The sequence below is a fragment of the Mesorhizobium sp. WSM4871 genome (assembly GCF_055811295.1).
This window is the reverse complement of record NZ_JBVVPU010000004.1, coordinates 35,581-56,931: the sequence shown is the minus strand read 5'-3', so window position 1 is coordinate 56,931 and position 21,351 is coordinate 35,581. Positions and strand designations below refer to the sequence as shown.

The following is a 21,351-nucleotide window of genomic DNA, read 5'->3' as shown; positions in this document are numbered from 1 at the left end:
GCGCTCACCTTCCCTTCGGCTCGTCATAGCGGATGCGGACATGCTTGAAGTTCAGGTATTCGAGCATGCCTTCGCGGCCGTGCTCATAGCCGACGCCGCTCTGCTTGCGGCCACCATAGGGCGCGTTCATGATGCCGGCGTCGACATTGTTGACGGCAACGTTTCCGTAGTCGAGCCGGCTCGACAAATAGCGGATCTCGTCCATGTCCTTGGCATAGACGTAGGAGGCAAGACCAAAAGGCGTGTCGTTGGCGAGTTCCACCGCCTCGTCGAGCCCATCGAAGGACATCACGCCGACGAGCGGCCCGAAGGTCTCCTCCGTCATCACCTTCATGTCATGCGTGCATCCGGCAACCACGGTCGGGCGAAAGAAATAGCCGCGGGCGAAGGCGTCACCCTCCGGCGCACTGCCGCCGGCGATGAGCTTCGCGCCTTTTGCAAGTGCGTCCGCGAGATGTTCCTTCGTCTTGTTGAGCGGCTCGGCGGAAGCCATCGCACCGACATCGGCATCCGGCCTCTCGATGCCATTGCCGATGACCAGCCTGTCAGCCGCCTCCCCGAGGCGATCCACGAACGCGTCCGCGATCTGCCGCGCGACATAGATGCGATTGATGGCGATGCAGATCTGGCCCATGTTGCGGAACGAGCGGCGGACCGCACCCTTGACCGCTGCATCGAGATCGGCCGAAGCCGTGACGATGAGGGGACAATTGCCGCCGAGCTCCAGCGACAATCGCTTGATGGTGGGGCACGACCGCTGGATGTGAAGGCCCACCGCACTGGAGCCGGTGAACGCGATCTTGTCCACCCCGGGGTGTTCCACAAGCGCCTGACCGACCTTCGAGCCGGGACCGGTGACGACATTGACGACGCCGGCCGGAATCTTGGCCTTCTCGACCATGCTTGCGATGGCAAGTGCGGTAAACGGCGTCAGTTCGGCCGGTTTGATGACGATGGTGCAGCCTGCGGCGAGCGCCCCGCACAGTTTCCAGCCGATCAGCTCCGCTGGATAATTCCAGGGCGTGATGGCGCCGACCACGCCGATCGGCTCGCGCACGACGAGGCTGTCGATGTCTGTCGTGCTGTTCGGCACGATCTCGCCATGGATGCGCACCGCCTCTTCCGCGTAGAAATGGCAGGCTTCTGCAAGCTTCAGGATTTCGCCCCTGGCCTCGTTAAGCGGCTTGCCCTGTTCGAGCGTCATGATACGGGCCATGCCGTTCGCCTCGGCGCTAATGATGTCGCCCAGACGATGGAGCGCCTTCGAGCGCTCGACAGGCGCCACTCGCGACCAGTTCGTGAAGGCCTTCCGGGCGGCCGCGACAGCCAGATCGACCTCGGCCGGCGTCGCCGCGGCAATATGGGCGAGCACCTCGCCCGTCGCGGGATTCTCAACCGGAATCCGAGCACCCTCGCCCGCCTTCCAGGCGCCGCCTATAAAAAGCTTCCCGGCAAGTTCCGTTATCAAGGACGGCTTCCTCTATCTGCCCCGCGCCTCCGGGTTTTGTCCACCAATCCTCATAAACTAGATTTACTAGTTAGCGCAACCTCTTCTCGGCGGCAGATGGGGTCAATCACCTGACGTTACCCTGTTCTTCCTAACCCTTTGCTTTCCATATGTGAATCAATTAGTTTTCCAAGAGCTAACCTGGATTTCATTACGCTTTCGGCTCTGCAACCGCCTTGGCGGGCAGCCATGGTCATTGCGGCGCTAACAAAATGGTAGTTCTACTACTGTATGCGAAGACGCAGAGAGCGAAAATATGGAGGAACCCATGTCATACATATCCAAATTCGATCTGACGGGTCGAATCGCTCTGGTCACGGGAGCGGGCCAGGGGATTGGCGAGGCCTGTGCGACGGCGCTGGCGGAAGCCGGAGCCCATGTCCATGTCACCGACATTGATGCCGCTCGCGCCAAGGCGGTCGCCGGGAAACTCGCGGGCCGCGGCCTCAAGGCCGATGCGCATGCCCTGGACGTTACAAAGAGCGAGGCCCTCGACGCGCTCGCCGGCTCGCTGCCGCCTCTGGATGTCCTGGTCGCCAACGCGGGCATCGCCTCCAACACAGCAGCCGAGGATATGACCGACGAAGAATGGGACCGGGTGATCGGCGTCAACCTGACTGGCGTTTTCAAGTGCTGCCGCGCCTTCGGGCGCAAGATGCTGCAGGCCGGTCGCGGCTCGATCATCAACATCGGCTCGATGTCGGCGGACATCGTCAACACGCCACAGCCGCAATGCCACTACAACGCCTCCAAGGCCGGCGTACATCATCTGACGCGATCGCTGGCTGTCGAATGGGCACAGCGTGGCGTGCGCGTCAACGCTGTGGCGCCCACCTATATCGAGACACCTCTGCTCGCGAACCTCGAACAGAACAAGGACATGACCGATCGCTGGATCGACCTCACGCCCATGAAGCGGATGGGCAGGCCGGATGAAATCGCCTCGGTCGTTCTCTTCCTGGCGTCCGATGCATCCAGCCTGATGACCGGCAGCATTGTCAGCGCCGACGCGGGCTATACTTCGGTCTGAGCAGTGAGAAATAGTTCATGGCAATAGCTTCGGCTCTCGAAAAGAAGCGACGGCTTGGGTTTGTGGCGGGCACCTGAGCAAGGCCGAAATCGAGGTGGTCGAGCCGGCTGGCGATGATCTCACCCGTTCAACGCCCCAACCAATGCAAGCTGCTGATCGCCAAAAAGCGCTGACCAGCGTCAGCCGACCACGAAGCCACCGTCCACAGGCAGGTCGGCGCCCGTCACGAAGGTCGCCGCCGGTGACGACAGGAACAACGCCGTCCCGACGAGATCGTCCACCGTTCCCCAGCGCTTCAGCGCGGAGCGGGCCGCGATTTTCTCGGCCGGAACCGGATCGGTCCACAGCGCCTTCGTCATATCCGTCTTGTGGTAGCCAGGGGAGATGGCGTTGACGCGAATGCCCTCCGGTCCGAAGGCGTGCGCGAGATGCCGGGTCAAGCCGAGCACGCCGGTCTTGCTGGCGCCGTAGGCGGGAACGGTGGGATCCGACAGATAGCTCAGCATCGAGGCGATATTGATGATCGAGCCGCCCGAAGCCTTGAGCAATAGGCGCGCGGCCATGGCAAAACGCATCTGGCTGTTGAGATTGACGTCGATGACCTCGAGATAGGTTTCGTCCTCGAACTCCGACAGCGGGCGCGCGATGCCGGCGCCGTTTACCAGGACGTCCAGCCTGTCGAGGCCGTCCATGAACAATTTGATGGCCTTGGCGTCGCGCACGTCGACCTGCTCGAAGCGAATGTCCGGGCTCCCGGCACGCGCGGCCGCAAGCTTCTGCTTTGAACTGCCAATGGCGACGACCGAACCGCCGAGGCGGGCGAAGCCCTTGGCGATGGCCAGCCCTATGCCACTTGAGCCGCCGGTGACGAGGATTGTCTTGCCCTTGAACAGGCCGGGCCGAAAACTGTCGATGATCTCCTGCATGTTCTCCTCCTGCGTTGGGTCGTCCTGGAGCCAGGCGAGACCATCATCAGTCCCGCACACGCGAAGCAGCGTTGAGGGCGTCGATGTCGTCGTAAATCGCCTGGCTGTGGTGGTAGAGCTTGTCGAACACCGGTTGCATGCGGTGGTAGGTCTCGGCCCATGAGGGATCGGGCAGGATTTCCTTGCCGTATGCGACGAAGCTCTCGGCGGCGTCCTCCACCTTGCTGAAGCGCCCCGTCGCGGTCGCGGCCATGGCGGCGCAGCCGACGATCCCACATTCCGGCTCCCGCGGGACGAGGATGGGGATCCCGAACATGCTTGCCTTGATCTTCAACCAGAGTTCGTTACGCGCGCCGCCGCCGGCGGCGATTACACGTTCAAGCGCCTTTCCCGACGCCTTCTCCATGATGCGGATGTGGCGCGCGACGGCAAAGGCGATGCCTTCCAGGATCGAACGATGCAGATGCTCCATTCCATGCGCAGCACCCAGCCCGAAAAACTGAGCCCTGGCGTTGCGGTGCTTGCCCAGGCGCTCGCCGGTGAGAAACGGCAGGAAGAAAAGCGCGTCCGATCCTGCCGGGGCGGTGGCGGCACGTGCGACGATCTCATCGTAGGAGAGCGCACGATCATGAAAGGCGCGCCGCGCCCAGCGCATGCCATCGCCGCCGGTCTCCAGCAGCACGAAGGGTCCCCAATTCCCCTCGATCGTGGCCACGTTGGAGATTTCCGGATCAAGCAATGGCTTTTCGGCAATGACCGTGATGATTGCGCCCGTACCGGTGCTGTCGGAGCCGATGCCCGGACGGCACGCGCCCGAACCGAGCAGCGCCACGGGAAAGTCGGCGCCGCCAACCAGCACCGGCGTGCCGGCGTTCAGGCCGGTGTCGCGGGCGGCCGCCTCGGTGACGTGCCCGATGATGTCGAGCGGGTTGCGGATCGGAGGCAGCTTGCTGCCGTCCAGTTGCATGCGCTCGATCATCACGGACGACCAATCGCGGCGCTCGGGATTCATCAGGAAACTGCAGGAGGCATCGCCCGTATCCATAGCGATCTCGCCGGTCAGGCGATAGTTGATATAGTCTTTAGGCATGATTGCCACCGCGCTTCGGGCATAGGCATCGGGGTCGTTGTCGCGCACCCATTGCAGCTTGAACCCGGGCCAGGCCGGCGTCGGCGTGTTGCCGCTCTCGGCTAGATAGCTCTCCGGATCGTTTTCCTCTTCGAACCGCCGGACGAGGTCGACCGTGCGCTTGTCGTTCCACAGCGGTGCGGTGGGGCGCGTCAGCACACCGTTTTCATCAAGCAGCACAAGCCCGTGCATCTGCCCGCACACGCAGACCGCCAGGACACGGTTGCGCGCACCGTCGATCCGATCGAGGACGGCTGCGATGCTGGCGCGCGCGCCTTCCCACCAGTCGAGCGGCCGCTGCTCGGCCCAGCCGAATTCGGGTACGATCTGGTCATGCTCCCGCGCCGCGATCGCGAGGATCCTGCCGCGCGGATCGACCAGGGCGGCACGGACGCTGCCGGTGCCGACGTCAACGGCGAGAAAAAGCTCAGGGCTCATGACGACAACTCCCGAAGCGCCAACAGCGGCCCCGAAAGCGCGAGCTGTTGCGCGGCGGCAAGTCGATACGCATTCAGCGCCGCTTCGTAGACGGAAACAGCTTCGGGATCGGGATCGGTACGGTTTTCGGCGACATGAAGCTCGCGGATACGCTGAAAGTCGGGCCAGGCGCCAATGCCCACCAGGGCAAGCGCGGCGGCGCCGAGCGCGGCCGCCTGTTGGTCTATGCCTGTCTTCAGGATCGTGCAGCCGAAGACATCCGCGAAAATCCGACGCCAGATGGCACTGCGAGCACCACCGCCGACCATGATCATCTCGTCGCGCACGGTTGTCATCCGCCGCACTTCGTCGAGCGCGACGCGCAAGCCAAGCGCTATGCCCTCGAGCGTGGCGCGCATCAGGTCGGCTCGGTCATGCCTGAGGTCGAGGCCAACGAAGCCGCCGCGCACCGCCGGCCCGCCTTCGAGTGCGGTGCCGCCGCCCAGCGCCGGCAGGAAGACGAGACCGTGCGCGCCCCGCGGAGACGCAAGCGCCATCTGGAAAAGCTCATCAAACACGTCGCGGCCGGCGGCCGTTGCCCTCTCCGCAATGTCGGGCAGCAAATTGTCGCGCACCCAGTTAAGGCTGGTCCCGGACGAGAAGATCGACGTGGCGGAAATGAACATCCCCGGCACGACATGCGCAAAGACATAGGGCCAGACCCGGTCGTCGAGCAGCGGCTGCGACGACGAAACGGTCAGCCAGCTCGACGAACCCATCGAACTGAACGCGTCGCCCTCGGCGAAGGTGCATGCTCCCAGCGCCATGCAGCTGTTGTCCACGCCACCGGCGACCACCACGACGCCCGGCGGAAGGCCGAGCATCGCTGCCACGTCAGGCAGAACCTCGCCGACCACATCGGTCGAAGCAACGATATCGGGAAACAATCCGGCATCGAGCTCGGCGGCCGCCAGCAGTTCCTCCCAATAGCGGCCGGCCTGCAGGTCATAGGCGCCCGTGCCGGAGGCATAGGAATGGTCGGTCATAATGCAGCCCGTCAGGCGGTAGTTGATGAAATCCTTGGTGCCGATGATCGTGCGGGTGCGCGCAAAGACGTCCGGCTCGTGTCGACGCAGCCAGAGCACTTTGAACACGGTGTAGAGCGATGCGGGGAATCCGTTGCCCGTCCTGCGATACCAGCCCAGCCGATCGGTCTTCGAGAAAAAGGCCTCGGCCTCCTGCTCGGCGCGGCCGTCCGACCAGATCGGCGTAAACTCCTGCAGCAGTTCGCCGGTATCCGACAGCGGAACGCAGCCAAGGCTGTGCCCGGAGATAGCGATCGCCCGCACCGACTGGGCATCGACTGCCGGTTCCGCCAGAAGCGTTCTCAGGCTTTCGAGCACGCTGTTCCACCAGTCGAGCGGACGCTGCTCATGCCGCGACGGCGATGGATAGAAGGTCTGGTATGGCACGATGCATTCGGCAACGCAGGCCCCGTCGGACCGGAACACCGCAGCCTTCACGCCACCGGTTCCCAGGTCGAACGCCACTACCGATACCGACATGCGCCAACTTTCCTCCCTGCCAGCACCTTCCGCAAAGCCGTCAGGCGATCTCCCGGGCGAGATCGAGCCTGCCACCAAGCAATTCCGCACACTGTCGGACCAGATCGACCGCGACCTTGGTGTTGATGCCGAAACGCGTCACGCCGAGTCGAAGCATCTCGGCAATGGCTTCGAGGCTACGGATGCCCCCCGAAGCCTTGACCCCGACGGCGCCGTCGACCGTCTCGATGATGAGCCGCAACCTCTCCGCGGTGGTTGCGTTGGGCGTCCAGCCGGTGCCGGTCTTGACGAAGGCAGCACCACTGGCCGCAACGATCTCCGCGCCCTTGCGGATTTCATCGTCGCTCAGATGCGCGAGTTCCAGGATCACTTTCACCGGAACCGGCGCAATCGCCTCGACGACAGCACGGATGTCGGCGCGGACATAAGCGAGATCGTTCGACTTCAGCCGGCCGACATTGATCATCATGTCGAGTTCCTGAGCGCCGGCGGCGACCAGGCCGGCGGCTTCGGCTGCCTTGATCTTCGTCGTGTGCCCACCAGACGGAAAGCCCACGGGTCCGCCCACCATCGTGGCTCCTTCTCGCGGCAGGAGCGAGCGCAGCAACGGCACGAAATGTGGTAGAACATGCGCTGCGACAAAACCCTGCGCGACCGCAATTTCGGCAAGCTCGCGAACGTCCTGTTCGCTGTGGAACGCCTGCACCGCGCTGATGTCGATCAGCGCGGCAAGTTCACGGGCATCAATTGACGACATGGTGTTTGGTCGGGTGTTGCGGGGCATGCTCTTTGTCCAATCGGGCTCAGATCCGGTCCGTGGTTCGCAGGAAACTCAGGTTTCGCTTCATCCCGGTGAAGCGGTCGACATGTTCTGCACCTCGGCGCAGAGCGACGGCCGTCGACAGGACGTCGACGACGGTCAGGGCCGCGATGCGCGAGATGGTCGGTGTATAGATGTTGGTGTTTTCCAGCGTCTCGACCACGATGACGACGTCGCAATAGTGGACCAACGGTCCGTTCATTCCGACCAATCCGATCACTTGGCAGCCGCGTTCGCGTGCACGCCGGGCAGTCTCGATGATCGACAGCGTCGCGCCCGTATTGGAGATCACGACGACCACGTCGCCTTGCTTCAGCATGGAGACCACCATGATCTGCTGATGCGAATCGGTCTCGGCACCGCATGGCACACCGAACAGCGGGAACTTCTGCTGCGCGTCGCGCGCAACGATGCCAGAAGCACCAAATCCGAAAAACTCGATGCGGTTGGCCTTCTCCAGGATCTGCACCGCCTGTCCAATGGCAACGGGATCCAGGCGATTGCGGACCCAGTCGAGGCTGGTGATCGTGTAGTCGAAGATCTTCTCGGCTACCTCGGCCGACGAATCGGTGTCGAGGATGACCGAGTGCGTTGCAGGCGTGCCGAGCGCAAGGCTCTGGGCAAGCCGCAGCTTGAAGTCCTGATATCCCTGGCAACCGATCGATATGCAGAAACGGATGACGGTCGGCTGACTGACCTCGGCCCACTCGGCCGTTTCCGCCACGGTGGCGTTCAGGATGCGCTTCGGATCCGCCAGCACGACATCGCAGACCTTGCGGTCGGACTTGCGCAATTCGTGGCGTTTCACCCGAACCACTTCGAGAATGTTGTCGTTTCCGTCGGTCGGAGTGGAAAGTCTTGGCTTTGGGGGCATCTCCATCCTCATCATCGGGGCTCAGTTCGACAGCCTATACTCAACTGCCGTTCGTGCCCTATGGATATCGACCGCGCAACCAGCCTCCATTGCAGCGGTATCGATGATTGCCGGCTCCAGCGTATTGAACGCGAACATCCCATAATGGTGCGCGATCAGGTGCTTTGCTCCGATGGCGCCGGCGAGTTGGCATGCTTCCGCAAGCGTCAGATTGCCGGCGATGCCGGCAGCGGTCAGCTCTGCTCTCCTGCCGTTCACGGGCAACAAGGCAACGTTGGGTGCCAGTGCGGACACTTCAGCCGCCAGACCTTCGAAGGGCACTGTGTCGCCCGAGTGGTAGAGACGCGCGCCACCGGTCACGAAGACGTAACCGAGGAAACGATGATGGCCTTCGAGCGAGCGCTCGAGTGTCTCATGCGCGGCGCGGATCGCGGTGACGGTGAACCCGGGCAAGGGCTCTACAGTATCGCCTACGTCGAGGGCGAACAGCCGGTCGGAACCTACGCCGATGCGTCGGGTAGCCTCGCCTGCTGAAGCTCGCGGGACCACGAAACGGCACTGCGCGTTAGCCGCGGCTATCGGCGCGAGAGTCTCCGGATCCATGTGATCGGTGTGGTGATGCGTGACAACCACCAGGTCTACAGGCCCGAGATCGTCTATGGCCACGGGCGGCGGCATCATGCGCTCATGCGAGAAAGCCTTGCCCTGATATTTCCGTGCAAGGCTGTCGGAAAGGTACGGATCGATCAGGACGAGCCGGCCGGCCGATGCGATGGCGAAGCCGGCTTGACCGAGCCAGAACAAAGTCGTGCCGGATGGCGGCGCGGCCAGCCTTTCCGCCAGCGGCTCGGAGAAGGGTATAACCTCAAGCGTCCTCATCTCATACGCTCCGCTGCCAAGGCGTCGAGCAGATTGGCAATGGCCATCCGCGTCGCCTTGCCAACACTCTCTTCCGTGAAACCGCCGATGTGGCTGGTGGCGATGACACCCGGATGGCTGGCGAGGCCGCCGGGACGCGGCGGCTCTTCGGCAAAGACGTCAGTAGCGTAAGCGGCGAGGTGACCCTCATCGAGTGCCTCCCGCACCGAATCCTCGTCAATCAGCGCGGCTCTCGCCGTGTTGACCAGGATGGAGCGAGGCCTCATTTCGGACAGGCGCCGTGCATCGATCAGCGGCTGCCCGCCGGGTGGCGGCGGGCAATGCAGCGATATGATCGCGGCTTCGCGAAAAACATCATCCAGCTCGCGCCAGCCGAGCGGCCCCGATATCTCGAAGTCCTGTCGAAACGGGTCGTACGCGATAACGTTCGCGCCCATGGCCAAAGTCACACTGGCGACATGGCGACCGACCGCGCCGCAGCCGACAAGCCCGACCGTCCGTCCAGCGATTTCCGCGCCGCGAAAGCGCAGCCATTCGCCTGCCTTGATGCCGGCGTCGGCCGCCGGGATGCGGCGCAGCCCAGCCAGCATCAGCCCGATGGTCAACTCGGCCACGCCGATCGAATTGGCGTTCTCGGCCTTGAGAACACGAATGCCGCGCCGCTCGAGTTCCCGCATCGGCAGATTATCGAGGCCGACACCGTTGCGGCTGATGGCGCGCAGCCGGTCGGCAGCCTCCACAACCCTTGGCGAAACGGCCTCGACGCCCGCCAGCCAGCCCACGCAGCCGGGAACGAGGCCGAGCAACTCGGCCTCGTTCGGTTGGCGGCCGGCGGGAGGAAAGACAAGCTCGAACCCGGCCTCGGCCAGGAGCTGGAGCTCCGGCGGAGGGTCGAGCGTCAGCGATCGCGGCGTGACAAGGATGCGGTCCATGACGTCACCCCTTTGCCGACGCGACAGCGATGCGAGACAGCTCTTCGAACGTTGGACCTGAAGTCGGGATGGTCACGTCGAAAACCTCGGCGATGACCTGCGTCCAGCCGTGCAGGAAATAAGTCCAGCCGTCTTCGATCCGCAGCCGGCGCGCATCCTGCTGGCGCCGCGCCTGGTCGAGGAAGATGAGATCGCCACGATAGTTCAGGTCCCAGGCGATGCCCCGCTCCGGAAAAATGCCGGCGTCGGTGATCGGCGACCCCGGCGCGTCCTTGCCGAGCCCGGTCGCGTTGATGACCAGCGATCCCGGCTTCAGCCCGGCCATCGCCCGGTCGTTGAGCTCGGGGCGATCCGCCAGCACGTACTCGACAGGAACCGGTGAGCCGAGATCGGCATGGATGCGTGCCAGATGATCGAGACGCGGCTGCGATCGGTTCGTCACGACGATGCGCGAGGGCACATCGGTGCCGCATTCCTTGCGCATCAAATGCCACGTCAGGGCGATGGTCGAGCCGCCGGCTCCCATCGACAGCACCTCGGCGGCCGACGTCGCGAAGTAGCCGGGAGCGATGAATCCGTCGATCGACAGCCCCGACGAAATCGGGTCCTTCGCGTGGCACACGAGCTGACCATCCCGTTTCGAAAGACAGCTGGTTTCATGCATCAGGCGTGCATGCGGATCGATCACGTCGAAGAGGTCGCGCGCAGCGTTGAACAGATCGATCTTGTGCGTGGTAACCAGTGCGCCAAGCGAAAGAGGGTCGGATTTGATGAAAGAGACGACTTCGCGATAGCTCGCCGGATCGGCATGAAGCGGGAAATCGATCCCCTTGATGACTGCGTCCTTCAGCTCGAGATAGCGCGCCCAGGCTGGGAACACTCGCATGATCGAGCTCTTGGCGGTCGTCACACCGATGAAGTAGAAGGTCGGCTGGCTCGCGGGCTGGTAACGGCTCATTGCGCCATTTCCCGACGCAGTCGGTTGGCGAAAGAGGACGTTCGTTCAACAAACATCCTGAGGACGACGCGAAGCTCCATTGTCGCTTTGAAGAGCCCGGTCACGCTGGTGCCCCGGCGTTTCGTGACGCATACAGTCTGGTAATGGTCGTGGCATCACGGGGTTGCCAGGCGGGATTTTCGACCGCCTTCCAACCGCCTGCACCATCGTCGACAACACGCGACCGCATGCCGCCGGAACGGGCGATGATTTCGTAGTCCTGGCCGGAATCGGCTGGATAGCAGAACAGCATGACCAGATCGACGTTGCCCGTATTCACCGACCGGTGGATCCAGAAAGGCGGCACGTAGCAGACGGTCAGTTCGTCAATCGGCACGATGCGGACCTCACCTTCCGGGGATTCCATGAGCATCAATCCGCGGCCATTTCGGCCGTAGTAGATCTCGGGTCTGTCTGCCTGCTTGTGAATGTGGCCGCGCGTCATGAAGTACTCGTCGCCCACCTTTCCAGGTGACATCCGGGTGACGCCGAATATCAGGTCGCCGACGTCTTCGCGCGGCCGGAACTCGGAAACCTCGTAAACGACCCGGTCGTGCCACTCGGCACGCATCGCGTCGAAGGCCGAGTTGTCGGCATAGAGCCCGTCGAGCTCGCCGAACCGCTTCTGATATCGGCCGGTGGCATGGGACAAGCTGCCGGCGACCGGATCGACGGTGCAGCCAACGGGCTCAAACAAGTTGGTCAATATTCACCTCGTAACCATTTGATTTGGCGTCATTCGCAACCGGTGGTTGGAACATGACCTTCATGTGATCGTGTACCCGCCGTCGATGACGAGATTGGCGCCGTTGATCATCGCGGCGGCGTCGCTTGCCAGATAGAGGATCGACGCGGCTATCTCCCCCGGCTTGGCGAACCGGCGGGTGGGTATTGCCGCGCGTGCGCGCTCCCCCTTCTCGCCGGCCCAGCCGCTAAGGCCGAGCTCCGTTTCGACCACGGTCGGCGACACGGCATTCACCGTCACCCCGCGTGGTCCCCATTCCAGCGCCATGCATTTCGTCATTCCAACGATTCCAGCCTTGCTGGCGCAATAGGCGATATGGCCTTCGATTCCGATGATGGCGGCCTGCGAGGCCATGTTGACGATGCGGCCGAACCCGCGTGCCAGCATCCCCGGCGCAAATGCGCGCGCTACCAGGAAGGCCCCTTTCAGGTTGATGTCGAGCGTGCGGTCCCATTCGGCGGTGGGGTATCTTTCGGCAGGTGCAAGCGGACCTATTCCGGCGTTGTTGACCAGTATGTCTATCCGGCCGAAGGCCTCTGTCACCGATTCCGCCATTTTCTCGACGGCAGGCTCGTCAGTGACATCGACAACATAGGCGACATGCCGTTGGCCGAGCGCAGCGGCTGTTTCGATCACCTTCGGATCACGATCGGCCAGCGCGACCAACGCTCCGCGCGCCGAAAACGCCTCGGCCACCGCCATGCCAATTCCGGCGGCAGCGCCGGTTACCACAACCGTCTTGCCCGAGAAATCGAGGAAATCGGATGCTGCTTCGACACCGGCCATATTCAATACTCCTGACGCGTATGGGTGATCACCCGCGCTCCGGCATCACCAAGAGCACGTGCGCATTCAAGGCCAATTCCATGGCGGCCACCGCTGACAAGCGCCGCCCTGCCATCCGGTCTGAACTGATCTGTGTACACGCACTCCTCCCCGAAGCGTCCGGGCGAGCTTCCCCGTAACGCAACTTTCATTTTCTGTAATGAGACTACCTAGACTTTTCGGTGTCAATAGGCCGGTCGCTCAAATATGGGCATTGTACAGGAGGTCTGAGGGGACTGCACACAAGATTTACGGCGGGGTTGGGTCTATTATGTAGTAAAAGTACCGAACACGCAGATGGTATTCCGGAGATCGGTCCATGAATTGCAGCGGCAGGTTGGGCGCATCCGTGCACGGCCCTGGAAGGAAGCGCACGCCAAACGGGTGAACCAGTGGTAACGCTCGCGTGCCGCCGGGCTAGGATCGCAGACCCCTGTTGGTTGTCCCACGCTCTATCAGCTGCGCCGAGACGACGACGGGTTTTGTCGCCAGCGGCTTGCCGTTGGCAGCCGACAGCACGATCGAAATCGTCTCGTCCACCATGGCCGCCGCATCAGGCGTAAACGTCGTTAGGTCGACGGAAGCCCAGGATGCGGCGGGAATGTCATCGAAGCCCGCCACAAGGACGTCGTCCGGCACCCGCAAGCCAAGCCGCAGTCGGAGCGCGTCGATCGCGCCGATCGCCAGCAGGTCGTTGGCGCAAAACAACGCATCGGGTCGGGACGAGCCGCCGAACATGCTCAGCGCCGCCGCGAAGCCGCCCTCGTAGCGGTAGTCGCCGCGCGCAATAGTCGGCGGGCGCGCGCCCCTCTCCCGGAGCCGTTCCTCGAATCCTTCCCGGCGCCGCGCGCTTGCCGGGCTGGTCGACGGACCCGAGATGAAGCCGAACGAGCGGGCGCCGCGCGCGATGAACAGATCGGCGATCTCTCGCCCGGCCTCGAAATTCTCGCTCGACACCGACGTGACCCATTCGTTGTTGACCGCTGTGTTGAACGCAATCACCGGGATCTTCAACTTGGCGAGCGTCGCGGCACCAGCTGGCGACAGGATCGCCAGCGCGCTGACGATGGCATCGACCCGATAGCTCGCCAGCTTCGGGATGACGTCGTCCAGCGCGTGATCGTTTGGAATGTGTAACAGCAGCACCTGATGACCGGCGGCCTGGAACCTGATCATGAACTCTTCGAGGACGGCCGAGTAGAATGGGTTGTAGAGCCCACCGACCACGATGGCGACGAGGTTCGACTTGTGGGTCAGCATGATCCTGGGAATGAGACTCGGCCGATAGTCGAGCCGCTCCGCCGCTTCCAGCACTTTCTTGCGCGTGCTTTCGGAGACCTTGCTGCCACCGCTGAAGGTGCGCGACACTTGCGACTGCGAGACGCCCGCGACACGCGCGACGTCGATCGACGAGGCGTATTTCTTAAGGGTCCCGCGCGGCCAGTCCGGATCCGGCGACGCGTCCGCCGCGCCCAACGTCGCGGCCTTCTTCTCAGCCGTCATCTCACGTCTTCCCCGCAACCAACAATCGTCCGTACCGCTTTGCGTGCGAGCCGCCAACCCTGACCCGGCTTATTCTTTAGCCGCTGCGCTGACTGGGCATTGACAGTGTTTTTGGGCCGTGCATAGCTATGCATCGTTGGATTGGCTTCGTCAATGTGCGACATGGTGCGGTGCAGGCGTTTAGCGGGAACAGCCGCCGGACGCCCGGAAAGCAGGACGCCGCTGCGAGTCCTTTGGAGCACACTGCCGACCTGGAGGAGCAGGAGGATGCCAGGCCAAGGCACCCTCCGTCGGGAGGAGTGACCTATGGTGAGGAAGACCGCTACAACTGTGTTTGGCCGTCCGTTCGGACGGCGTGAATTTCTGAAGGGCGCCACGCTGCTCGGAGCGGCCGGCGCATTTCCCGCAATCATCACACGCCGCGCTTTTGCGCAGGACAAGCCAACCGTCGTCAATTCGATCCGGTCGCTGTCCAACCCTTACCACGCGACGTGGAACAAGGGCGGCGAAGCTTTCGCCAAGTCGGTCGGCGCCGAATATGTGACACTGGTGACCGAAGGCAACAGCGAGAAGGGCATCGCCGACATCAAGGCGATTCTCGCCAAGACCGGCGGCAATTGCGTCATCAATGTCGATCCCAACGACAGCCCTGATGCCCGTCCGATCGTGGAGGCCTGCAAGGCGGCGGGAGCCTCTGTCGTGACCCAGTGGAACAAGCCCGCCGATCTGCATCCATGGGACTTCGACCCGAACTATGTCGCGCACATTTCGTTCAGCGGCGTGCCCTACGGCAAGGCGATGGCCGAGGCTCTTATCAAGGCGATGGGCGGCAAGGGTGGGATCGTGGCGCTCGGCGGCATCGAGTCCAACGTGCCGGCCATCGAACGCAAGGCCGGCCTGGAAGAGGCCCTCAAGGCCAATCCCGACGTAAAGCTGCTCGACATGCAGGTCGCCAACTGGTCGGCGACCGAAGCGCTGGAAAAGACCAATGCCTGGCTGACGCAGTTCGGCGACGAGATCGGCGGCATTTGGGCGGCCAACGACGACATGGCGCTTGCCGCCGTCGAGGCGCTGCGTGCCGACGGCCGCGCTGGCAAGGTGCCGGTCACCGGCGTCGACGGCATCCAACTCGCCGTGGAGGCCATATTGAAGGGTGAACTGGCCGGCACCGTCGCCTGGGACCCGTACTGGCAAGGAGGGATGGGGCTGTCGATCGGCTACCACGCCAAGACCGGCAAGTTCGATCCGTCCAAGGAAGGCAAGGAACACCGCGAATTCTACGGCACCGGCGTTATCATCACGGCCGAGAACGCGCAGTCTTTCTACGACAGCAACATCAAGTCCGAACCGAAGCTTGACTGGAACGACATCTGGGGCCGTGTGAGCGGGCAGATCAAATACTGAACCGACGGGCGCGGCCGGTTATGCCGCCCGCGCCCCCTTTCCGCCCCTGGCAGCATTTCATGCACTGCGGCCGAGCCGCGGTGCCTGCGTCGATCGGCAGCCCATGACGAGCACCCAAAGCACATCCGCGACCTCCGCGCTCCCCGACGCGACGCCCGCAAAGCGCGTTGGCCGTTTCAGGCTGGCGTCGTGGGCGCCGGTCATCGTCCTCGTCCTGCTCTGCATCATCATCGCGATCATCAATCCGAACTTTCTGAGCTTCGGCAATTTCGTGCGTATCAGCCAGTCGGCGATGATCCCGCTGGTGCTTGGTCTCGGCGCAACCTTCATCATCCTGATGGGCTCGATCGACCTCTCGGTCGAAGGTGTGCTGACGCTCTCGGCCGTCATCCTGTCGATGCTGGTGCTGAATGGCGCCAACGGCAATGACTACGGGCTGCTTGCGGTGCTGGCGGTGCTGGTGATCGGCGCCGCCGTGGGTTTCGTCAACGGCGTTATCCACGTCAAGTTGAAGGTGCCGTCGTTCATGACGACACTCGGCACCTGGTTCATCGGTGTCGGTGCCGCCAATGCCTTGCTCGGCGGCATGGCGATCCGCATCAACGATCCAATGATCCGCGGGCTGGCGATCGAGCGCTTCCTTGGCTTCCCACGAGGGGTGTGGCTGGCGCTCGCCTGCCTCGGCGTAGCGCTCGTCATCCAGAACTACACGCGGCTCGGCCGCCATATCTATGCGCTGGGCGGCGGCGAGGAATTGGCGGCACTGTCGGGAATTTCGGTGGCGCGTGTGCGCATCATGGCGTTCACGCTCGCCGGTGTCTTTTATGCCATAGGCGGCATCCTCGCGGCTGCGCAGCTCGGCCTCGGCAATGCACAGATCGGCAATGGCCGCCTGTTCACCACGGTCACCGCAGTCGTCGTCGGCGGCACCGCGCTCTCCGGCGGCCAGGGCAGTGTGCTGCAGACGTTGGTCGGCGTGCTGATCGTCGTGGTGCTTGCCAACGGCATGGTGCTCATGGGCGTGCCGCCGAGCGTGCAGATCGGCGTGCAAGGTCTGATGATCATCGCCGCGGTCGCCCTCTCGATCGACCGCAAGCTGATGCGGATCGTCAAATGAACGCGCCGTCGCCCGAGCCCGTGCTGTCGCTTGCCCCCGTGCTGTCACTGGTCAATGTCGACAAGCGCTTTCCCGGTGTCCATGCGCTGAAACAGGTCTCGATCGAACTGCGGCCGGGAGAAGTTGTCGGGCTGATCGGCGAAAACGGCGCCGGCAAATCAACGCTGATGAAGATCCTCTCCGGCGTCTATCAGCATGATGCCGGCGAGATAAGGGTGGGTGGTCGTCCAACCCGTTTCCTCGATGCCGCGGACGCCAACTGCCAAGGTATCGGCATGGTCTTCCAGGAGCAGTCGCTGCTCACCAACCTCTCCGTCGGAGAAAATATCTACCTCGGCAACGAGGAGCAGTTCACCCGCTTCGGCATTGTGAACTGGCGCACGCTCTACGATGCGGCCGCCCGGCAGCTCGCCAAGGTGAAGGTCGACGTCGACCCGCGCACGCGCTCCGAAGAGCTGGACTTTGCATCACGGCAGATGGTCGAGCTCGCCAAGGCGCTGACGCTCGAGGAACGAGGGGCCGGGCATCTGATCATTCTGCTCGACGAGCCGACATCCGTTCTCGAGCGCGCCGAGATCGATATCCTGTTTGCGCGCGTACGGGCGCTGAAATCGCGCGCGTCGTTCATCTTCGTTTCGCACCGGCTGGACGAAGTGCTGGAGCTGTCAGACCGTATCTATGTGATGAAGGACGGCGCCGTGGTCGCCGAACGCAAGGCAGGCGACGCAGATGTCAATGAGCTGCATCATCTGATGGTCGGCCGCAGCCTGCAGGCTGAGTATTATCGAGAGCCGCTGCAAAAACCTTATCGCGCGGAGATTGCGGTGGAGGCCCACAGCCTGTCGCTCACCGGCGCCTACCGGGACGTCTCGTTTCAGCTGCACCGAGGGGAGATCCTTGGCATCGCCGGGGTTATCGGCTCGGGGCGTGAGGAGCTGACACGCACCCTTGCCGGCTTCGCGCCGCATGATGGCGGTCGTCTTGTGGTCAACGGCCGCGAGGTGACGCTACGCACACCGGCCGAGGCGGTAGACAGCGGTATCGGTTACATTCCACGTGAGCGGCGTGTGGAAGGGTTGGTGCTGTTCCTTCCGGTTGCGGCGAACATCACGCTCGCCGACCTCGAAAGCCTTAGCCGGCACGGCCTGATCGATGCGCGCGAGGAACGGCGGCTGGCGTCCAGCTGGGTCGAGCGCCTCAAGGTCCGCACGCCCGGCATCAACACGCTCTGTCTCAATCTGTCGGGCGGCAACCAGCAGAAGGTCGTGCTGGCGAAATGGCTGAACGCCAAGGCGAAAGTGCTGATCCTCGACCATCCGACACGCGGGCTCGACGTCGGCGCCAAGGAAGAAGTCTACGAACTCGTGCGTGCGGTCACGACGGAAGGCCTCGCCGTTATCCTGACTTCGGACACGCTGGAAGAAACCATCGGGCTCAGCCATACGGTGCTGGTAATGCGCGATGGCGAAATCACCCACCGGACCTCCGCCAATCCCGGCGCAAAGCCGCGCCAGGTCGACCTGATCGGATACATGGTATGAGCGCATTTGCCGACAGGCTGGGCAGCGACCGGTTGCGGCAATGGCTGCCGCTGGCGACGCTGATAATCCTGGTCATCCTGGTGGGAACGCTGCAACCGGTCTTCCTGCAACCGGCCACGCTGCTGCAGCTCGCCAGCGACACCGCCGTACTGTTCATCCTCGCCACCGGCGTCACTTTCGTCATCATGCTTGGCGGCATAGACCTGTCGATCCAGTCGATGGCGTCGCTGGCCAGCGTCGTCGTCGCGCTCACGGTCGCACCGCTTGGTTACGGTGCCTTCGTTCTGGCGATCGGGCTCGGCCTCGTGGCCGGGCTGCTTTCCGGCGTCGCCCATGTCCGGCTGAAGATACCGTCCTTCATCGCCACACTGGCGATGGGCGGCGTGCTCTACAGCAGTGCGCTGGTCATCTCGCGCGAACGCTCGATCATGCTGCCCGACATCGAGCGCTCCTACCAGAGCTGGATCACGGGGACGATCTTCGGTGTACCGGGAGTGATCGTCATCGGGCTCGTCGTGCTCGCGGTCGCGCATGTTCTGCAAGCCCATACCCGCTTCGGACGCTACAGCGCGGCCATCGGCGCCGGCGAACCGGCAGCCTATGCCTCGGGCGTCAAGGTCGGTCGGCAGAAGATATTCGCGTTCGTGCTGTCGGGAGGATTCGCAGCACTCGCCGGCGTCGTTCTTGCGGGCAGGCTGGCGAGCGGCTCGCCGACGCTGGCCGCGGAGCTGCTCTTGCCGTCGATCGCCGCCGTCGTGGTCGGCGGCACCGCCATCACCGGTGGCGTAGGCAGCATCTGGCGAACGCTGGTCGGCGCCCTCATCATTTCGGTCGTGCGCATCGGCATGACGTTCCTCGGTGTCAATATCTTCGCGCAGAACATCGTCTTTGGCGTCGTCCTGATCGCGGCGGTTGCCATAACCATCGACAGATCGAAGATACCTATCGTCAAATAGCGTGGAGACTCCGGCATGGACATGCATCTCAGCGGCAAGGTTGCCGTGATCACTGGCGGCAGCGTCGGGATCGGACTGGCGATCGCCAACGCACTGGCCGAAGAAGGGGTCGACATCGTCATGGCGGCCAGGCAAGGCGACCGCCTGAAGGACGAGGCGGCGAAAGTCGCCAAGGTGCACGGCATCAAGACGCTGCCGGTTGTCTGCGACGTCGCCACCGCGGCCGGCTGCGACACGCTCATCGCCGCGACCGAAGCGTTCGGCGGCGCCGACATACTGATCAACAATGCCGGCTCGGGAAGCAACGAGACGATCCTGGAGGCGCCCGACGACAAGTGGCAGCACTACTGGGAACTGCACGTCATGGCGGCGGTCCGCCTGGCGCGCGGCATTGTGCCGGGGATGAAGCGGCGCGGCGGCGGCGTAGTACTGCACAACGCCTCGATCTGCGCGACGCAGCCGCTCTGGTACGAGCCGATCTATAACGTTACCAAATCGGCGCTGATGATGTTTTCAAAGACGCTCGCTAACGAGGTGGTCAAGGACAACATCCGGGTCAACACCGTCAATGCGGGCCTGATCCTCACGCCGGACTGGATCAAGACTGCCAAGCAATTGACCTCCGGCAAGGGCGGTGATTGGGAAGCCTATCTGCAGGGCGTCGCCGACGAGTATGCCCCGATCCGGCGCTTCGGCAAGCCGGAGGAGCTGGCGGCCTTCTTCGTGTTCCTGTGCTCCGACCGCGCGTCTTACTCCGTCGGCTCCACCTATCATGTCGATGGTGGCATGTTGAAAACCGTCTGACCGGCAATCGCATTGGCGTCCGCACGGTAGCAAAAGTACACAAATCATATCAAAGCTACACGATCGAGCAGCGCGACATGATCAAAACCCTCTTGGTCATCGCTAGTTCTTTGCCCCCATAAACCAGGTCGGACTTGTAACGAAAATAAAATGTAGTAACAGTACCAATTGGGGAGGGCATGAATGATCGTGCTCCAACCCGGATGACGACCTGACGAAGGAGGCGACAGATCCAGGCCGATGAGGAGGAGCCGGTCGCCTTGCTACCTTGATTTCGACACAACACAGCAACGGTTCGGGAGGACCCTATGAAAATGTTTTTTGAGGAAACTGCCTCGGCAGGCCGCCGTGCGGCTTTTGTCATGGTTTCGCTTGCGGCCCTCATGGCTGGCAACGCTGCATTGGCGGAAGGGATGGATCCGATCGCGGGGCGCCCGCAGCCGGTGGCGAATGACGGCGGCGTCAAGGCGAAAATCGCCATAATCGGGTTCGCCAACAACCCGTACTGGGTTGCGGTGCAAAAAGGCGCCGAGACCGCCAATGAGGTGCTTGGCCCGCGCGGCGGCGAAGTGAAATGGATCGTCGCTGGTGCCAATATCGATGTGCCGACGGTCAACCAGGCCATCAACGCTGCCGCCATCCAGGGCTACAATGGCATCGGCTTCTTCATTGCCGGCGAAGGCAATTGCACTGTGCTGAAAGACATGGTCGCCAAGAAGATCTCGATGGGCGCCTACAACACGCTGTTTCCGTGCGTCGAGCAAGCCGGCGGCGTGATCAACTATGCGCAGGACCAGATCAAGGCTGGCCAGAATGCCGCCGCCGAACTGATCAAGTCGGTGGGCGACAAACCCGGCAAGGTCGGCATCATCGTCAGCCAGTTCACCGCCCCAGGCTCCGAGCAGCGTCGCCAGGGCTTCCTGGAAGGGCTGAAGGGCAGCAAGATCACGCCGGTCAATGATGGCGTTGAAGCAAAGGACTCCGCCGGCACGACGTTCTCCGCGGCCAAGGACTTCCTTACCTCCACCCCGGACCTCGTCGCGATCTACGCCACCGCGGGCGGTCCATTCGGTGCGGCGCAGGCCGTCAAGGCCGCCGGGAAGCAGGACAGCATCAAGGTGGTCGGTTACGACTTCACCCAGGAGAACATTGCCGCCATCCGCGACGGAAGCATGTATGGCGCCACCGGCCAGGACGAGTTCGGCCAAGGCTACAATGTCGCGATTTCATTGTTCAACAACATCGTCGCGCAACAAAAGCCGGAACAGGTTCTCCAGCCTGCGATCAGCCTGTTCATGACCAAGGAGAATGTCGATAAGCTCGATCCGGCCTTGCTTCCGGTGGGAACCGTTCCTCACCTCTAGGCTGTGTGGAACATAG

At 63.1% G+C, this 21,351-nt stretch carries 19 protein-coding genes; 7 read left to right on the top strand and 12 right to left on the bottom strand.

The window, feature by feature from the left end:
• Positions 1-4 precede the first annotated feature (4 nt).
• Positions 5-1,468 (bottom strand): aldehyde dehydrogenase family protein, encoded by a 1,464-nt coding sequence (locus AC0L2H_RS09535; protein WP_473589960.1) that lies wholly within the window; start codon positions 1,466-1,468, stop codon positions 5-7.
• Positions 1,469-1,775: 307 nt separating this feature from the next.
• On the opposite strand from AC0L2H_RS09535, the gene AC0L2H_RS09530 reads away from it, so the two are divergent.
• Positions 1,776-2,537 (top strand): SDR family NAD(P)-dependent oxidoreductase, encoded by a 762-nt coding sequence (locus tag AC0L2H_RS09530; protein WP_473589959.1) that lies wholly within the window; start codon positions 1,776-1,778, stop codon positions 2,535-2,537.
• Between the two features lie 179 nt (positions 2,538-2,716).
• On the opposite strand, the gene AC0L2H_RS09525 is transcribed toward AC0L2H_RS09530, so the two are convergent.
• The 11 genes from AC0L2H_RS09525 to AC0L2H_RS09475 form a co-directional block, all read right to left on the bottom strand.
• Complete coding sequence (locus tag AC0L2H_RS09525) at positions 2,717-3,463, bottom strand: SDR family NAD(P)-dependent oxidoreductase (protein ID WP_473589958.1); 747 nt, start codon at positions 3,461-3,463, stop codon at positions 2,717-2,719.
• Between the two features lie 46 nt (positions 3,464-3,509).
• Positions 3,510-5,030: a xylulokinase gene (locus AC0L2H_RS09520; protein ID WP_473589957.1), complete on the bottom strand. Its 1,521-nt coding sequence runs from the start codon at positions 5,028-5,030 to the stop codon at positions 3,510-3,512.
• Positions 5,027-6,574, bottom strand: a complete 1,548-nt coding sequence (locus AC0L2H_RS09515; protein WP_473589956.1) for a xylulokinase — start codon at positions 6,572-6,574, stop codon at positions 5,027-5,029. Before AC0L2H_RS09515 ends, AC0L2H_RS09520 begins: the two co-directional genes overlap by 4 nt.
• Before the next feature lie 40 nt (positions 6,575-6,614).
• Entirely contained in the window at positions 6,615-7,358 is a 744-nt protein-coding gene (gene deoC / locus AC0L2H_RS09510; protein ID WP_473589955.1) for a deoxyribose-phosphate aldolase, read from the bottom strand.
• Positions 7,359-7,377: 19 nt separating this feature from the next.
• Positions 7,378-8,268 (bottom strand): SIS domain-containing protein, encoded by an 891-nt coding sequence (locus AC0L2H_RS09505; RefSeq protein WP_473589954.1) that lies wholly within the window; start codon positions 8,266-8,268, stop codon positions 7,378-7,380.
• Between the two features lie 21 nt (positions 8,269-8,289).
• Positions 8,290-9,147 carry an MBL fold metallo-hydrolase gene (locus AC0L2H_RS09500; RefSeq protein ID WP_473589953.1) on the bottom strand — a complete coding sequence of 286 codons (858 nt, stop codon included), beginning with the start codon at positions 9,145-9,147 and terminating at the stop codon, positions 8,290-8,292.
• Positions 9,144-10,079: a phosphoglycerate dehydrogenase gene (locus AC0L2H_RS09495; protein ID WP_473589952.1), complete on the bottom strand. Its 936-nt coding sequence runs from the start codon at positions 10,077-10,079 to the stop codon at positions 9,144-9,146. Before AC0L2H_RS09495 ends, AC0L2H_RS09500 begins: the two co-directional genes overlap by 4 nt.
• A gap of 4 nt (positions 10,080-10,083) precedes the next feature.
• On the bottom strand, positions 10,084-11,037 hold the full coding sequence (locus AC0L2H_RS09490; protein WP_473589951.1) for a shikimate dehydrogenase family protein: 954 nt from the start codon (positions 11,035-11,037) through the stop codon (positions 10,084-10,086).
• 100 nt (positions 11,038-11,137) lie between these two features.
• Positions 11,138-11,782 carry a glucose-6-phosphate isomerase gene (locus AC0L2H_RS09485; RefSeq protein ID WP_473589950.1) on the bottom strand — a complete coding sequence of 215 codons (645 nt, stop codon included), beginning with the start codon at positions 11,780-11,782 and terminating at the stop codon, positions 11,138-11,140.
• Positions 11,783-11,842: 60 nt separating this feature from the next.
• A complete protein-coding gene (locus AC0L2H_RS09480) occupies positions 11,843-12,607 on the bottom strand; it encodes an SDR family oxidoreductase (RefSeq protein ID WP_473589949.1) in 765 nt (254 codons plus the stop codon).
• Positions 12,608-13,063: 456 nt separating this feature from the next.
• On the bottom strand, positions 13,064-14,149 hold the full coding sequence (locus AC0L2H_RS09475) for a LacI family DNA-binding transcriptional regulator (protein WP_473589948.1): 1,086 nt from the start codon (positions 14,147-14,149) through the stop codon (positions 13,064-13,066).
• A 306-nt stretch (positions 14,150-14,455) separates the two neighbouring features.
• Between AC0L2H_RS09475 and AC0L2H_RS09470 the strand changes: the two genes are divergently transcribed.
• The 6 genes from AC0L2H_RS09470 to AC0L2H_RS09445 all read left to right on the top strand — a co-directional run bounded on the left by AC0L2H_RS09470 (position 14,456) and on the right by AC0L2H_RS09445 (position 21,335).
• Positions 14,456-15,553: a sugar ABC transporter substrate-binding protein gene (locus tag AC0L2H_RS09470; RefSeq protein WP_473589947.1), complete on the top strand. Its 1,098-nt coding sequence runs from the start codon at positions 14,456-14,458 to the stop codon at positions 15,551-15,553.
• Between the two features lie 103 nt (positions 15,554-15,656).
• Positions 15,657-16,670: an ABC transporter permease gene (locus AC0L2H_RS09465; RefSeq protein ID WP_473589946.1), complete on the top strand. Its 1,014-nt coding sequence runs from the start codon at positions 15,657-15,659 to the stop codon at positions 16,668-16,670.
• Positions 16,667-18,211, top strand: coding sequence for a sugar ABC transporter ATP-binding protein (locus tag AC0L2H_RS09460; protein ID WP_473589945.1), 1,545 nt, complete (start codon positions 16,667-16,669; stop codon positions 18,209-18,211). Before AC0L2H_RS09465 ends, AC0L2H_RS09460 begins: the two co-directional genes overlap by 4 nt.
• Positions 18,208-19,167 (top strand): ABC transporter permease, encoded by a 960-nt coding sequence (locus AC0L2H_RS09455; RefSeq protein ID WP_473589944.1) that lies wholly within the window; start codon positions 18,208-18,210, stop codon positions 19,165-19,167. The genes AC0L2H_RS09460 and AC0L2H_RS09455 overlap by 4 nt, the downstream gene beginning before the upstream one ends.
• Positions 19,168-19,182: 15 nt before the next feature.
• The gene (locus tag AC0L2H_RS09450) at positions 19,183-19,971 is read left to right on the top strand and encodes an SDR family NAD(P)-dependent oxidoreductase (protein WP_473589943.1); all 789 of its coding nucleotides are present in this window, start codon (positions 19,183-19,185) and stop codon (positions 19,969-19,971) included.
• A gap of 308 nt (positions 19,972-20,279) precedes the next feature.
• Positions 20,280-21,335: a sugar ABC transporter substrate-binding protein gene (locus AC0L2H_RS09445; protein ID WP_473589942.1), complete on the top strand. Its 1,056-nt coding sequence runs from the start codon at positions 20,280-20,282 to the stop codon at positions 21,333-21,335.
• Positions 21,336-21,351: the final 16 nt, after the last annotated feature.